Consider the following 14,212-nt stretch of genomic DNA (forward strand, 5'->3'; position numbering starts at 1 on the left):
CCTGGGGCTTTCCCGATTGTTGAAGATTCAATGATCCAGAATAAATCGCGGCTACTGCGGGCGATTCGTAGCGCCTTGAAGCGATTCAGTTTTATTCGATGCGCGTGACTGTGCGCGCAACCGTAGGCGTTTACGCCTACAGCCGAGTTTCGATCCGCGCGATGCGGCTATTGATCGCATGGCGCACCAGCGCATTCGACGGCACCAGCAGCAGCGACGACGCGATGATCCGATACACGTCATGGCGCGTCACCTTCGACACTTTCGCCGGATCGAGCCACGCGTCGTTATCCGCGAGCAGCAGTAAGGTGTCGAGGCCGATGAGGATCGGCCACAGGCAGGCGAGCCGCAAGCGCACCGCGCTCACCGGAATCGCGAGCGTATAGTCGAGCGCCGTGCGGAAATGATCGAGCGTCTTGCGCAGCAGTTCGACGAGCAGCGGCCGCGCGCGCATCGAATTGGCCGGTTGCAGCAGATCGCGCGCGCTCAGACCGTGGCGCTCGAGCATGCTCTGCGGCAGATAGCAGCGGCCGATGCGCAAATCTTTTCCGCAATCGCGCAGCACGTTGGTCATTTGCAATGCCTTGCCGAAACGCACGCCACGCTGCTTCATCGTGTCGGGTTGTTCTTTCAGCGTGCCCGGCATGTGCGCGTAAGTCATCGTGGTCCAGAACTCGCCGACGCAGCCCGCGACCAGATACGTATAGCGATCGAGTTCGTCGTATTCGCGCAGCGCCGCGATCTGGCCGGAGCGTTCGTCGGGGAACGTGCGCAGATCGAATTCCATGCCCTCGGTCAGCGTCGTGACGATCGCGCGCACCGAGTGGCGGTCGGACTCGCTCAGTTGCGCGAGCACGTCGAGCGCGGGGCTCAACGATTCGAGCAGCAGCTTTTCATCCGACTGCGCCTGCTGACCCGCGACTTCCGCGGCGATGCGCTGGAACGGCGCGCTGTCGACGGCCACGCCATTGACCTGATCGCGCAACGCGAGCAGCAATTCGAGGCGTTGGCCCGGCGCGATCAGCGAGGTGTCCGCAATCGTATCGGCCGCGCGCGCGAGCAGATACGCAAGGCCGATCGGATCGCGCATGCCGATGGGCAGCACGCGCAGCGTCAGATAGAAGGAGCGTGAAACGCCTTTCAGGAGCGGGCCGAGCAGAAAGGCCCGGGTCGGATTCGGCATGGGTTGGATCGGTTGGCAAATAGGCGGGGGAAAGCCCGCTGGGATCAGGCGCTGCCGAATTGTATACGGCGAGGCGCGTCACCCGGTACACCATGAACCAGCATCAGAAGCCGTCCGCCGAAGCCGGCGCCACTCGCAGCCGCCGTTCGAACCTGCACCTGACCTATCTGATCGGCAGCCTCGACCGCAGCCTGCGGCGCCGTATGAGCGAAGCGCTCGCCTTTCCGTTTGATTGCATCGGTTTGCAAGTTCGACCGGCCACCGCACTTCACTCCCCCCTCATACCGCATGCACCGGGCTTCTCGCCGCCGGCCTTTTTCGCCCTCTCACGCCGCCATGTCGAGCACATGCCGTTCGCCGAGCACGCGTTGCCGGATAGACTCCCCGCATTTCACGCCGCGGGACACTGTCGCTCGCGATCGGGAATGGGGATTGCTGCCGCAACGGGGTTGAGCACAGGACGGTTACGACCAGGCCGTCGCTTGCACTTTGAACGACACATCGACAATGACTACCGACGCATCCAACACGTCCCGCCCGTCCGACGCGGCGCGACCTAACGCGGCGCGACCTAATGCGGCCCGACCTGACGCGGCCCGACCTGACGCGGCCCGACCTGACGCGGCCCGACGCAATGTCGAAACCGGCGTGCCCGGTTTCGACGAGATCCTCGGCGGCGGTCTGGTGAGCGGTGGCGTCTATCTACTGGAGGGCATGGCCGGCGCCGGCAAGACGATCCTGTCGAGCCAGATCGGTTTTCATCGGGTGCGGCAAGGCGAGAAAGTGCTGTACATGACGCTGATCGCCGAATCGCACGACAAGCTGCTCGGTCACCTGAAAGGCCTGAGCTTTTTCGACGAAGCCGCGGTCGCGCAGCAGATGCTGTTCGTGTCCGGCTATCACGAGCTGATGCAGGATGGACTCGACGGTTTCCTGAAGCTGATCGCGTCGAGCATCTACGACTATCGGCCGAGCCTGATGATCATCGACGGCTTTCGCAGCGCGCGCGAATTCAGCGAAACCGAGCTGTCGCTGTCGAAGTTCATTCACGAGCTGAACGCGCTGGTCGCCGCGATGGACTGCACGACGCTGCTGCTCGCGCCGCTGTCGGGCAACGAGTCGCATCCCGAGCACACGCTGGTGGACGGTCTGATCGAGCTGAACAGCTATCACGACGGCATGCGGCGCGCGCGCGAAATCGAAGTGCACAAGATGCGCGCGCGCGATCATCTGATGGGCAAGCACTTCTTCCGCATCGCCGGCAGCGGGCTGCTGATGTTCCCGCGCCTCGAAGCGCAGTGCGCGGAGCAAGCGGGCCCCGTCGATCTGAAAGCACGGCTCGGCTTCGGCTTGTTGCACCTGGACAACCTGCTCGGCGGCGGCTTCGCGCAAGGCGCAACGACCACGCTGATCGGCCCGTCGGGCGTCGGCAAGACGCTGCTGTGCCTGCAGTTCCTCGCGGCCGGTCTCGCACGCGGCGAGCGTTGCGTGTATCTCGGCTTCTACGAGAGTCCGCAGAGACTCATCGGCAAGGCCGAAGCGGTGTCGATCGCGCTTGCCGATGCGTGGCAGGACGGTCGTCTGATGGTGCTTTGGCAGCCGGCGATCGAACTCGCGGTCGATGAAATCGCGTCGAAAGCGCTCGCCACCGTCAAGCAGACCGGCGCGACGCGCATCGTGATCGACGGCGTCGAGGGCTTTCGCGATTCGGCGTTGCGTACCGAGCGCTTCGGCCTGTTCCTCAATGCACTGCTGCATCAGTTGCGCGAAGCGACCGTCACGACGCTCGTCACGGAGGAGCTGCCGCTGTACAGCGATCCGGGTCACGCGAAGGCCGTGCGCGTGTCGGCGCTGACCGAAAACCTCGTGCTGCTGCGCTACGCCGAGACCGAAGGCGGACTGCGGCGCGTGATTTCGGTGGTGAAGCAACGCGAAAGCGCGCACGACACGTCACTGCGCGAACTGTCGATTTCGTCGCAAGGACTCGACGTGATCGACGGCTCGCCCGGCGCCGCGGGCATCCAATCGACGCCGGGCCTGTCGGCCACGCTGCAATTGGGGCGAAAAACCTAGCCGCCCATGAAAACCATTCTGGTGGTGGACGACGAGTTCGACATCCTCACGGTGTGGCGGCTGCTGCTGGAACGACACGGCTATGCGGTACGGACGGCGTCGAACGGCTCCGTCGCGCTCGAACTGGTCCGTTCGAGCCGGCCCGATATCATCGTGTCCGATTGCATGATGCCGGTCATGTCGGGCCTCCAGTTGTGCGCGACGCTGTATGAGGACCCAGAGCTGCGCGAGATTCCGATCATCCTGTGCAGCGCCGCGTCGGACATTCCGGTGCAGCCGAATCCACATTTTGCCTACGCGCGCAAGCCGCTTTCGTTCGACCAGCTGCTGGCGATGCTGGTGCGCATGGGCGGTTGACGGCCGCCCTTCCTCCCCCGCCTTCTCTGCCCCTTTCCCCCGCTAAAACACAGCTTGAGACGCTCGCGCCATTTGTCGAGCGTTTGCAGCGTTCTGCGATTCTCCGTGGCCTTTTACAGTAGGCCATCGATCGCGCATGGCCAGCAACCCGCAGCGCGACGCAACTTTCGGAGGTCGTCATGAACAGCAATCGTGGTGCGGTTCCCGCTGGCTTCTTGAGCATCGCGGTGGGCTCGTTGGCGCTGGCCAACCTGTGGCGCGTAGCAATCCGCCTGTGGCACTTGCCGGCCGTCGCCGGCAGCATGGTGACGATCGCGGCGCTCGCCGTCTGGGTCATCATTCTGTTCGCCTACGCGCACAAGTGGTTCGCACGGACCGCCGACGCACGCGCCGAACTGGACCATCCGGTGCAGTCTTCGTTCGTCGCGCTCGCGCCGATCTCGACGCTGCTTGCCGCGCAACTGCTGCAGCCGTACGCGCATACCCTCGCGCTGACGCTGTACGGCATCGCGGCGATCGCGCAACTTGGGCTCGGCGTCTATCTACAGGGCAAGCTGTGGCAAGGCGGCCGCAAGCCCGAACTGACCACGCCGGCGATCTATCTGCCGACGGTAGGAGCGGGCTTCGTCGCGGCGGCGAGCTCGGCCGCATTCGGCTTCCATCAACTGGGCGAGCTGTTTTTCGGCGGCGGCATGCTGGCGTGGCTCGCGCTCGAATCGATGATCCTGCATCGCGCCGCCGTGCATGAACCGCTGCCCGAAGCGCTGCGCCCGACCCTCGGTGTGCAACTCGCGCCGCCAGTCGTCGGTGGTGTCGCGTATTTGAGCCTCACCAGTGGCACGCCCGACCTGTTCGCCTACGCGCTGCTCGGCTACGGTCTCTATCAGGCGCTGACGCTGCTGCGTTTGCTGCCGTGGATCCGCCAACAGGCATTCGTGCCCGGCTACTGGGCGTTCAGCTTCGGCGTAGCGGCGTTGCCGACGATGGCCCTGCGTCTCGTCGAACGCGGCGCGACGGGTCCGATCGAATTCGCGGCACCGGTTCTGTTCGTGGTGGCGAACGCGATCATCGCGATTCTGGTCGTGAAGACGCTTCAACTGCTCGTGCAAGGCAAGCTGATGCCGGCCGTGGCGGCGAGTTCGACGGCGGCGGCGCCGGTCACGCAAGTCGCGACGGCCGCGCGAATCGCCCGGGTTCAATAAGCTGCGGGCAGCGACCGAACGCGGCGGCGACGCGCAAAGCGTCCCGCCGCGTTTTTGCGTTTGTGTCAGAACCCGTGCAACGACACGACGATCAACGCAGCCGCGACGATCGCGACCACGTCCTCGATCAACGCCGCGGGCGCATCGCGCCCGAACATGCTGGCGAGCGAACTGCGCACCTTCGCGCCGCCGAGCGTGCCGATCACCGCGCCTACCGCGCCGACCACCGCGCCCACCACCCCGACGATCATGCCGCCCGCCAGGCCGCCATGCGCGCCGCTAATCGCCGCGCCGCTCAGCGCACCGAGCACGATTCGCGCGCCGAACTGCAGCGGCACCTTGCGGCTCGGCGTTTCGGGCAATTGATCCGTGATCAGTTCGATGACCGCCAGCACGGTGAAGATATACGGCGTGGCCGCGAAGCCGAGGAAGGCAAGCGACGTGCCTTGCAGCGGCAGCCATCCCAGACGCGCGGCCCAGCTGACGGCGGTGGGGGCGATCATCGCGCGAAGGCCGGCGACGACGCCAATCAGCAAGGCCAGAACATACACGGACATAGCGGACTCCCGATCGAGGGCAATGATGCAAGCTTGCACGAGCCGACGGCTTACCTGGACGAACGTCGGCAGAACATGTCGAGCATTCCATCTGGACAGTCAACTTCTCACCACCTACATCGAGGCAATCCGCGGCGGCCGTTCACCGTTGCTCACAATTGCCGGCTCTTCATTGCCGACTCGCCACCGCGCGTCTGGCGCGGCGCCGGGCATGCGATTGCCCCCGTCGATGTGGCCCTAGTGTCGCACAATTCGACTGGCGAATAACAGACAGGGAGTCGGCGAAGTGGGCCGATGGTGATAAGTTAGCCCACTCACAAGAAAATCTTGTATCTGCACCATGAGACCGTATCTTCCGCTCAACGCGCTGCGCGCGTTCGAATCGTCCGCGCGGCATCTGAGCTTCACGCGCGCGGCGCAAGAGCTGAACGTGACCCAAGCCGCGGTCAGCCAGCAGGTGCGCTCGCTGGAGGAGCGGCTCGGCACCGCGCTATTCAAGCGTTTGCCGCGCGGCCTCGCGATGACCGACGAAGGGCTCGCGCTGCGCCCCGTGCTGTCCGACGCGTTCGATCGTATCGAGGCGGTGCTCAAGCAGTTCGACGGCGGGCATTTTCACGAGGTGCTGACGGTCGGTGTGGTCGGCACGTTCGCGGTCGGCTGGCTGATGCCGCGCCTGAAGTCGTTTCGCGACGCGCATCCGTTCGTCGAGCTGCGGCTGCTGACCAATAACAACCTCGTCGACCTCGCGACCGAGGGCCTCGATTTCGCGATCCGTTTCGGCGACGGCACGTGGCCCGGCTCGCTCGCCACCAAACTGCTCGACGCGCCGCTCGCGCTGCTCTGCACGCCCGAGATCGCCGCGCGCCTCGCACGGCCCGACGATCTCGCCAACGAAACGCTGCTGCGCTCTTACCGCATGGACGACTGGCTGAACTGGTTCGCGGCCGCGGGCATCGCGCCGCGGCCGGTGCGCGGACCGGTGTTCGATTCGTCGCGGTTGATGGTGGAAGCGGCGATACAGGGTGCGGGCATCGCGCTCGTGCCTGCGTTGATGTTCGAAAGGGAGATCAATACCGGGCGTCTGGTGCGCCCGTTCGACGTCGAGGTCAAGGCGGGCAGTTACTGGCTGACCTGCCTGAAGGGCAAGCCGATGACGCCGGCGATGTTGCTGTTCAGTCAGTGGCTCGCCACGGAAGCGGCCACGGCGGGTCACGCATGAGTTTCTACGCGGCCGTGCGGCAATACCCGTTCATCGCGGGCCGCTCGGCTTGCGGCGGGAACACGTTCCACGAACCGTCGCCGTGGCGGAAGAAGAAAATCGACAGCAATCCTTCCGGCTTCAACGCCTGCACACATACATAGCGTTGCTGTTGCGACGCGTGATGGCAGAACCGCACCACGCGCGCGGGCATCGACGGCGTGGGTGCGAGCCATTTGTCGACGGCCCAGTGCAAGCTTTTTTCTGCGGCTACCATGATGTTCTCCTCGAATCGTCCCATTCCTGACGCGCTGCGTTCACGCGACTTGCGCGAGTTGCGCCATGCGGTGTTCGTTCCTCGCCCCGCTCTCGACAAACGCCTTCACGAGGCACAGCAGTGCGCGCATGCCCGTGCTCGGATGGCGCAAGCAGCAATGCACCTGTTCGCTGCGGCTTTCGCCGAGCAGACACCACGCGCAAAAGTGTTCGCAGTTGTTGGTCAGCAGGCGATAGCGGTTCTCGCCGAGGCGGGAGCGCGCGCGGCGCACCGCATCGGCGCCGACGTAGATCGCGCTCGGCGTCGCGCGAACCGACAGCGAATGGCCGGCGGCGAAGCGCGCGAGTTCGACTTCCTCCACCGGTCCGGGATGCGCGGAGGCCGCAAAGCCCGAGTAGTGCACGACGCGGCCATTGCCGACATAGATGCCGTGATGCTCGTAGCCGTTGCGTTGCGTGACCAGATGTGCGCCGATCGGCAGATCGATCGTCGATGATGCGGTGTCGCAAGCGGCTGCGGATTGCGGGTCGTCGTCGCGTGTATCGAGCGTTTGGGTGTTCATGGCTGGCCTCGTTCGCATTTCCAACACTGTTGCGACAGCTTTTGCATCATCCGGGCCAGGCGCCGGAAAACCCCTGTTTACAGGGTTGACGGCCGATCGAACGGTTTTCTGAAGAGGTAGATGTCAGAACGGGACCAACAGAAATCGCGCTGATCTGTCGGTGTGCGACGCTCATTTGCGAGCGTGTCGCCGGTTGATTTCAACTGAATGGAGAACTAGTGGGACCCCGCCGAATGTGTTGGGTCTCACACCTGTTCGAATGGGGGCTTGTTGGCCGCGAGCCGACCGATCGCGTCGACCGCGTTCGTGGTAAAGCCGCGCAAGCCGCGCCAGTCAATGCGCCGCGGGCTTCGCGTCGAATCCGCCCCCGATTGGCATGGCCTTTGCACCGTGTGGTGCAGAGTCCATTCAGCCGCGCGCATTGCGCTCGCGGCCAACCGGAGAACGACATGTCCTGCATCAAATTGAACGACCTCTCGCTGAACCTCGCGCTCGATCGCAAAGCGATGGCGGCGATTCGCGGCGGCGGCGGCGCGCCATGGATCTATGGCTGGATTCAGCCGTACGTGCCGCAAACGCCGAGCATTGGGCCGGTGGTCAATCTGTACGAGGTCTCCAACAACTTCTATGCTAACCAGATGATCAACCAGTTCCAGTCGGTCGACGTACGCAACACCGGCGCGAACGCGAACCTCACCGTGTCTCCGGACGCACGCAACCGAAACGATATGGTGTAGCCGTTGTGACATGCGAGAGCCAATTTCGCTGGACGTCGTCCGCGCGTTCCGACACGGGACGGGTCCGCGAAATCAACGAAGATGCCTGCCTCGACGAGCCCGAAGCGGGACGCTGGGCTGTCGCCGATGGGATGGGCGGTCACGCGGTCGGCGACGTTGCCAGCCGCACCGTGATCGACGCGTTGACTCAACTGGCGGCGCCGCACGGCCTCAGAATGCTGATCGCCGATGTACGCACGCGTCTGCAAACCGCGAACCGTCAATTGCGCGACGAAGCCGCGCGCCGCCAGGTGCAGCGCATCGGCAGCACCGTGGTCGTGCTGCTTGCATGCGATCGCTTCTGCGGCTACGTGTGGGCCGGCGACAGCCGCATCTACCTGTACCGCGCGGGGCAATTGCGGCAACTGACGCGCGATCACAGCCAGGTCGAGGAGCTGCGCTCGCTCGGCGTCATCACCGACGAAGAGGCGCGCCATCATCCCGCGCAGCACATGATCACGCGCGCGGTCGGGGCAACGGATTCGCTCGAACTCGACGAAGACGCGATCGAAGTTGCCGACGGCGACGTGTTCCTGTTGTGCAGCGACGGTCTCAGCAACGAACTGAGCGACGACGAGATCGCCGCCGTGCTGACCACGGCGGAGCGCGAAAACGCAAGTTGCGAACTCGTCGACCTCGCGCTCGCGCGCGGCGGGCGCGACAATATCACCGCAGTGGTCGTCGAAGCGCAGGACCCGAATGCCGCGGACAAGACCTTGCTGAACCCGGCGCCTTGATGATCTTCAGGCGCGCGTTTCACCGAGCGTTCAGTGGTCGTTCACTCAGCCTTCGTCTTCTTCCTCGTCGCGCTCGTTCGCGCCGTTCTTCGTGGGCGACGCATTGCGATTGCGGAAATCCTTCGAATGCAGGCCGTGCTTTTTCAGCAGCATCTGCAAGTGCGAGCGATTCATATCGATGCGCCGCGCCAGTTCGGCGACGGTCCCGCTGACTTCACGCAGTCCGCGTTCGAGGAACGCTTTTTCGGCGTCGTCGCTGGCCGCCCGCTTCGCGTCGCTCAACGACATCAGATTCGCGACGCTGATCGGCTGCTCGCCGCTCGCCTGCCCGCCCTCCGCCTGCGCCGCCGGCGAACCGGGTGCGGCGGGTCGCATATCGAGCGGCAAATGCTCGATGTCGGCCATGTCTGCAGCCAGACATGAGATGCGATACATCACGTTGCGCAATTCGCGAATGTTGCCCGGATACGCGTAGCTCAATAGAAAGTCCCGCAAACGCGGCGTCAACCTGACTGGCCGGCGTTTCAGGGTACCCGCAGCTTCGTCGCCGAACCACGCAATCAGCAACGGAATTTCGTCGCGCCGTTCGCGCAGCGGCGGCAACGTCACGTGAATCACGCTGAGCCGGTAGAACAGATCCTCGCGAAACCGGCCTTCCTCGCTGAGCTTGCGCAGATTGCGATTGGTCGCCGCGACGATGCGCGTATCGACCGCGATCGTTTCGTCGGAGCCGACGCGTTGAATCTCGTGCGCCTCGAGCACACGCAGCAGCTTGACCTGGCCCGCGAGCGGCAACTCGCCGATTTCGTCGAGAAAGATCGTGCCCGTATGCGCGCTTTCGAATTTTCCCTTGCGGTCGCTCGACGCGCCGGTGAATGCGCCCTTGCGATGCCCGAAAAGTTCGGATTCGAGCAGATTTTCCGGAATCGCGCCGCAGTTCACCGAAACGAACGGCTTGTCCGCACGCGAGCCATTCGCGTGAATCACTTTCGCCATCAGCTCCTTGCCGGTGCCGCTTTCTCCATCGATCAACACCGGCAAATCGGTTGGCGCCGCTTTTTCCGCGATTTCGAGCGATTCGAGCAAACGCGGGTTGTCGCCGAACGTGCCCTCGAAAATGAAGCTGCGTTCGAGTAGTGCCTTGCGGCGCGCACCGCGCGATTGCTCCGCACTCGTCTGCGGCTCGCCCGCGGTGGCCGCCTGCACGAAGCGCTCCTTGTGCGAAAGCTGCATCACTTCGTCGCGCAACGACGTGGCCTGCCTCAGCAGCTTATCGATATCGGCGCGTTCGAGCCGCGACGACCAGCGCAACGTGGAGCGCAGGATCTCGATCCGCTCGATCAGTCCCGCGTACGAAATCGCGGGACTCGCCTCTTCAATCTGGTCGAGTATCTTCATCATGATGCACTCAACTGTTTCTGCACGAGCTGATAGTACATGCCGCCGCGCTGGATCAGCTCCTCGTGACGGCCCTGTTCGACGATCGCGCCTTCATACAGCACGAGAATCTTGTCCGCGCGCATGATCGTGCTGAGCCGATGCGCGATGATCACCGCCGTGCGGCCCTTCAGGATGTCGTGCATATTGCCGAGAATATTGCTTTCCGATTGCGAGTCGAGCGCCGAGGTCGCCTCGTCGAACACGAGCAGACGCGGATCGTGATACAACGCACGCGCAATGCAAAGCCGCTGGATTTGACCGCCCGACAAACCGATGCCGCGCTCGCCGACGATCTGCTCATATCCGAGCGGCATCTTGCTGATGAAGCCATGCGCGTCGGCCATTTTCGCGACTTCCTCGATGCGGCGGCGCTCCGGCGCGTCGTCCCCGCTTGCGATGTTCTCGGCGATCGTGCCCGAGAACAGCAGATTGCTTTGCATCACGTAGCCGATTTGCGCGCGGAAATAAGTCTTGTCGATCACGCCGGAGTCATAGCCGTCGATCGTTATTTTCCCTTCGCTCGGCCGATAGAAGCCAACCAGCAGCTTCGCGAGCGTGGTTTTTCCCGAGCCGCTGCGCCCGACGATCGCGACCAGTTCACCCGGCTTGATATCGAAGCTGATGTTCTCCAGCACATAAGCGGAATCCTCTTCGCCATAGCGGAAGTACACGCCTTGCAGGCTGATCTCGCCTTGCAGCTCCGGCAGCATCACGCGCGAGGGCAAATCCTGCGGCTTCTGTTCGGGCTCGATATCGAGCACATCGCCGAGCCGTTCCATCGCGACACCCGCATCGTTGAGCATGCTCCACAAGCCGACGAGACCCATCAGCGGACTCAATACACTGCCCATGAATGCATTGAACGCGATCAGCTGACCGATCGTCAATTCACGCGCGAGTACCAGATTCGCGCCGACCCAAAGAATCGCAATCGTCGTTGCCGCATTCAGCAATTGACTGCCAAAGCCGACCAGAATATTGAATGCGTGCGCGCGATACTGCAATTCGAGCGCCTTTGCGTATTTCTTCTCCCAGCGCAACCGTACCGGCCGCTCGATGCCCATGCCCTTGACGGTCTCGACGCCGGACAGAGCTTCCATCAGGAACGACTTCGCCTCGGTCGACGCCGTGAACACCTCGCGGGCGTAGCCCTTGATCTTCGGCGTCGCGATCACCGTGAGTCCCATGATCGGAATCACGAACGCGATCAACACCAGCGTCATCTTCACGTTGTACACGAACATGATCGTGAAGTAGATGAAGATCATCAGCAGATTCAGCGCGGTCGTCACGGTGGATTCGGTCAGGAACGCGCGGATCGTCTGGTTTTCCTGAAAGCGCGCGAAGATATCGCCGGTCTTGCGCTTCGCGAAGAACGAGAACGGCAGCGACAACGTATGCTTGAAGAACTGCGACGAATCATCGCGAAGTCCATGTTGCGAACCATGAAGTTCGCCAGATACGCGCGAATCGTCGACATCAGCTGCGTGAAGACATTGGAGATGATGAGCCCGCCGATCAGCATATGCAGCAGACTGACGTTCTGATGCACGATCACGCCGTCCAGAATGTTCTGAATGATCAGCGGTGGAATCACGCCGAGCACCTGAATCACGAAGGTCGCCAGAAACAGATAGCCGAGTATCTTGCGGTACGGCTTCAGGTAGCCGACAAAGCGAATCCACGGCGAGCGCTCGGCCGACATCTGCAGCAGCTGCGATCCGCCGGTAAACAATAGGCAGGTGCCGCTCCACCCGCGTTCGAAATCTTCGACGCTCAGCTTTCTGAAACCGAGTGCCGGGTCCGCCACCCAGACATAGTCTTTCGACAGCCCGTACACGACCACATAGTGATAGCCCTCCCAATGCACGATGAACGGCAGATCGAAGCCGCGCAGCGAATCGAACGTGCATTGCACGCCGCGCGTCGTGAAGCCGAGCGACTCGCCCGCGCGCGCGAGGCTGTCGAGCGTCGCACCCTGCGTCGTCACGTTCGCGAGTTCGCGCAATTTGCCGAGCGTCATCGGAATGCCGTAATGGCGGCAGATCATCGCGAGACACGCGGCGCCGCAATCCATCTCCTCGGCCTGCTCGACGAGCGCGAAACGCCGGATGATCTTCTCGCCGAGTTCCGGTTTGCTCTGCAGGTCGAGCATCAACGGCAGCTTGCGCCGCTGTTCGAGCCGCTTTTGCCGCTGTAATTCGCGGTCGCCATAGCGGATGCGCTCGTCGAGCACTTCTCGCAATTTCGGATTGCGCTCGAGAATGAAATGAACGGTGCGCTCGGGGATGACCAGCAGCCGCGTGTCCGTGGTTGCAACGACCGATGCCATCTGTTCCTGGCGCATCAGGCACGCCTTCTCGCCGAATATCTCCCCTTTGCCGAGCGTCGCGAGCGTATAGTCGTGGCCCTCCTCCTGCCGCACGATGCGCACCTGGCCTTGCCGCACCACATAAAGCCGCCTGTCGTCGCGGCCGTCCTGTTTCAGAATCTCCTTGCCGGCAGCGACCCGTTTTGCGCCGACGCTGCGCACGTACTCTTCGAGTTCCGCCTTGTTCAGCTTGCCGCGCAGATCGAACAATTGCGCGACGAAGCCCCCGGCCGAATTGATCGCCACATAGCTGGCGACGAACGCCAACGCGGCGGCGTTGCCCGCCATCACCGGTTCGATCGCGCTGCGCGGAATGAACAGCACTTCGGTCTTGCCCGACGAACGTACCGACGCTTCGTGAACGTACGAGCGCAACATCGCAATGTCGGCAAAGATCTCGCCCGACTTGCGCACGCCCATGCTGGTTTCCTTGCCGTGCTCCTCGGAGAAGATACGTACCGTGCCCGAGCGGATCACATAGAGACCTTCGGCCACGTCACCGGCCGAGCACACCGTTTCGCCAAACGGATAGAACTTTGCCTGCGCGTACTCGGCAAGCCGCTCGATTTCGTCGCGCGAGAACGGCGACAGGATCTCCACCGAAGCGAGAAATTCGGCGGTGGAAGGCGCGGATGGCGCGGTCTGGAGGGCGTCCATGTATCGGTGAGCCTCGCTTTATCGGGCGCTAGTCGGGCACTAGCGCGCTTCGATCACGTGTTCCTGGGCGCGGGCAATGAGCCAGCTCTCGCGCAGCAAACGGCGGATTTCGGTGGCCACGTCGGCATCGAGCGTGGCCGGATATTTGGCCGTGACCGCGAAGATCTCGAAACACGAACGGTCGGCCGACGGAAACGGCCCAAGCAGATCGCCGACCGCCGCATTGAAGATCTTCGCCTCGATATCGGGCTTCAGCGAACCGCGCAGTACCTTGCCGATCACGCCGCCCGACTCGCGCGTATCGGCAATCGAATGCTCGCGCGCCATCTCGCCGAAGGCGTCGGGGTCGTCGTGCAGGTACGAGATCATTTCCTTCGCCTTACCTTCGCTATCGAGCACGATATGGCTGACTTCGATCGCGTCGAACTTCGGTGAATTCAGCGCGAAGTAATCATGGATCGCCGCGTCGTTACCGATGTCGTCGAGCATCTTCTCCTGATAAAGCCCGTCGGTAATGAACGCCTCGAATTCGTCGAGGCTCACGTGCAGCGCGTCGAGATAATGATTCATGTCCGCCGCGCGATGCAGCCCGCGCACGCGGCGAAACTGGTCCGCGCGCTGCTGGATTTCGTCGGCGCTGACGGCGACGCCCTGCTTCTTCGCCGCATGGACGGTAAGCTTGTCGCGCACGATCTGCTCGACCAGGCTCTCGAACTGGCCGGTCAGTTTCAGAAGACGAATGAACTCGTCCACGTCCACGACTTCGTCATCGATACGCACTATCGCGGTCATTTGCCCGGCTCCTTTCGTGGATGTTTTGAT

General features: G+C 63.1%; 13 protein-coding genes and 1 pseudogene. 7 read left to right on the top strand and 7 right to left on the bottom strand.

What is annotated here, in order from left to right; all coding sequences use genetic code 11:
- Positions 1-136 precede the first annotated feature (136 nt).
- Complete coding sequence (locus OKW40_RS29020; protein WP_429492995.1) at positions 137-1,183, bottom strand: phytoene/squalene synthase family protein; 1,047 nt, start codon at positions 1,181-1,183, stop codon at positions 137-139.
- A gap of 92 nt (positions 1,184-1,275) precedes the next feature.
- On the opposite strand from OKW40_RS29020, the gene OKW40_RS29025 reads away from it, so the two are divergent.
- The 4 genes from OKW40_RS29025 (at position 1,276) to tehA (ending at position 4,815) form a co-directional block, all read left to right on the top strand.
- Positions 1,276-1,743 (top strand): hypothetical protein, encoded by a 468-nt coding sequence (locus OKW40_RS29025; RefSeq protein ID WP_429492996.1) that lies wholly within the window; start codon positions 1,276-1,278, stop codon positions 1,741-1,743.
- Positions 1,691-3,256, top strand: a complete 1,566-nt coding sequence (locus OKW40_RS29030) for an RAD55 family ATPase (RefSeq protein ID WP_429492997.1) — start codon at positions 1,691-1,693, stop codon at positions 3,254-3,256. Before OKW40_RS29025 ends, OKW40_RS29030 begins: the two co-directional genes overlap by 53 nt.
- A gap of 6 nt (positions 3,257-3,262) precedes the next feature.
- Entirely contained in the window at positions 3,263-3,613 is a 351-nt protein-coding gene (locus tag OKW40_RS29035; RefSeq protein ID WP_184061613.1) for a response regulator, read from the top strand.
- A gap of 179 nt (positions 3,614-3,792) precedes the next feature.
- The gene (gene tehA / locus OKW40_RS29040) at positions 3,793-4,815 is read left to right on the top strand and encodes a dicarboxylate transporter/tellurite-resistance protein TehA (protein WP_429492998.1); all 1,023 of its coding nucleotides are present in this window, start codon (positions 3,793-3,795) and stop codon (positions 4,813-4,815) included.
- 65 nt (positions 4,816-4,880) lie between these two features.
- On the opposite strand, the gene OKW40_RS29045 is transcribed toward tehA, so the two are convergent.
- The gene (locus OKW40_RS29045; RefSeq protein WP_429404199.1) at positions 4,881-5,372 is read right to left on the bottom strand and encodes a DUF4126 domain-containing protein; all 492 of its coding nucleotides are present in this window, start codon (positions 5,370-5,372) and stop codon (positions 4,881-4,883) included.
- A 340-nt stretch (positions 5,373-5,712) separates the two neighbouring features.
- On the opposite strand from OKW40_RS29045, the gene OKW40_RS29050 reads away from it, so the two are divergent.
- Complete coding sequence (locus OKW40_RS29050; protein ID WP_429492999.1) at positions 5,713-6,591, top strand: LysR family transcriptional regulator; 879 nt, start codon at positions 5,713-5,715, stop codon at positions 6,589-6,591.
- Positions 6,592-6,595: 4 nt separating this feature from the next.
- On the opposite strand, the gene OKW40_RS29055 is transcribed toward OKW40_RS29050, so the two are convergent.
- Together OKW40_RS29055 and OKW40_RS29060 are read right to left on the bottom strand one after the other, a co-directional pair.
- Positions 6,596-6,847 (bottom strand): hypothetical protein, encoded by a 252-nt coding sequence (locus OKW40_RS29055; protein WP_184061610.1) that lies wholly within the window; start codon positions 6,845-6,847, stop codon positions 6,596-6,598.
- 40 nt (positions 6,848-6,887) lie between these two features.
- Entirely contained in the window at positions 6,888-7,409 is a 522-nt protein-coding gene (locus tag OKW40_RS29060; RefSeq protein ID WP_184061609.1) for a lecithin retinol acyltransferase family protein, read from the bottom strand.
- Between the two features lie 449 nt (positions 7,410-7,858).
- Between OKW40_RS29060 and OKW40_RS29065 the strand changes: the two genes are divergently transcribed.
- Complete coding sequence (locus OKW40_RS29065; RefSeq protein WP_090807566.1) at positions 7,859-8,146, top strand: hypothetical protein; 288 nt, start codon at positions 7,859-7,861, stop codon at positions 8,144-8,146.
- Positions 8,147-8,151: 5 nt separating this feature from the next.
- Positions 8,152-8,922 carry a PP2C family protein-serine/threonine phosphatase gene (locus tag OKW40_RS29070; protein WP_429352965.1) on the top strand — a complete coding sequence of 257 codons (771 nt, stop codon included), beginning with the start codon at positions 8,152-8,154 and terminating at the stop codon, positions 8,920-8,922.
- A gap of 45 nt (positions 8,923-8,967) precedes the next feature.
- Here OKW40_RS29070 and OKW40_RS29075 read toward each other — a convergent pair whose 3' ends face one another.
- From OKW40_RS29075 to OKW40_RS29085, 3 genes and pseudogenes are all read right to left on the bottom strand, one after another.
- The gene (locus OKW40_RS29075; protein WP_429493000.1) at positions 8,968-10,323 is read right to left on the bottom strand and encodes a sigma-54 interaction domain-containing protein; all 1,356 of its coding nucleotides are present in this window, start codon (positions 10,321-10,323) and stop codon (positions 8,968-8,970) included.
- Positions 10,320-13,390, bottom strand: a pseudogene (locus tag OKW40_RS29080) (peptidase domain-containing ABC transporter). The gene OKW40_RS29075 and the pseudogene OKW40_RS29080 overlap by 4 nt, the downstream one beginning before the upstream one ends.
- A 39-nt stretch (positions 13,391-13,429) precedes the next feature.
- The gene (locus OKW40_RS29085) at positions 13,430-14,182 is read right to left on the bottom strand and encodes a peptidylprolyl isomerase (protein WP_184024541.1); all 753 of its coding nucleotides are present in this window, start codon (positions 14,180-14,182) and stop codon (positions 13,430-13,432) included.
- Positions 14,183-14,212: the final 30 nt, after the last annotated feature.

Origin of the sequence: Paraburkholderia sp. RAU6.4a (genome assembly GCF_050435625.1) — a bacterium.
Classification (GTDB): Bacteria; Pseudomonadota; Gammaproteobacteria; order Burkholderiales; family Burkholderiaceae; genus Paraburkholderia; species Paraburkholderia tuberum.

What these genes read in the sequence shown, in the direction of transcription:
- OKW40_RS29020 (WP_429492995.1), bottom strand. Translation starts at nt 1,183, where the DNA reads ATGCCGAATCCGACCCGGGCCTTTCTGCTCGGCCCGCTCCTGAAAGGC.
- OKW40_RS29050 (WP_429492999.1), top strand. Translation starts at nt 5,713, where the DNA reads ATGAGACCGTATCTTCCGCTCAACGCGCTGCGCGCGTTCGAATCGTCC.
- OKW40_RS29065 (WP_090807566.1), top strand. Translation starts at nt 7,859, where the DNA reads ATGTCCTGCATCAAATTGAACGACCTCTCGCTGAACCTCGCGCTCGAT.
- OKW40_RS29060 (WP_184061609.1), bottom strand. Translation starts at nt 7,409, where the DNA reads ATGAACACCCAAACGCTCGATACACGCGACGACGACCCGCAATCCGCA.
- OKW40_RS29045 (WP_429404199.1), bottom strand. Translation starts at nt 5,372, where the DNA reads ATGTCCGTGTATGTTCTGGCCTTGCTGATTGGCGTCGTCGCCGGCCTT.
- OKW40_RS29030 (WP_429492997.1), top strand. Translation starts at nt 1,691, where the DNA reads ATGACTACCGACGCATCCAACACGTCCCGCCCGTCCGACGCGGCGCGA.
- OKW40_RS29075 (WP_429493000.1), bottom strand. Translation starts at nt 10,323, where the DNA reads ATGATGAAGATACTCGACCAGATTGAAGAGGCGAGTCCCGCGATTTCG.
- OKW40_RS29025 (WP_429492996.1), top strand. Translation starts at nt 1,276, where the DNA reads ATGAACCAGCATCAGAAGCCGTCCGCCGAAGCCGGCGCCACTCGCAGC.
- OKW40_RS29055 (WP_184061610.1), bottom strand. Translation starts at nt 6,847, where the DNA reads ATGGTAGCCGCAGAAAAAAGCTTGCACTGGGCCGTCGACAAATGGCTC.
- OKW40_RS29085 (WP_184024541.1), bottom strand. Translation starts at nt 14,182, where the DNA reads ATGACCGCGATAGTGCGTATCGATGACGAAGTCGTGGACGTGGACGAG.
- tehA (WP_429492998.1), top strand. Translation starts at nt 3,793, where the DNA reads ATGAACAGCAATCGTGGTGCGGTTCCCGCTGGCTTCTTGAGCATCGCG.
- OKW40_RS29035 (WP_184061613.1), top strand. Translation starts at nt 3,263, where the DNA reads ATGAAAACCATTCTGGTGGTGGACGACGAGTTCGACATCCTCACGGTG.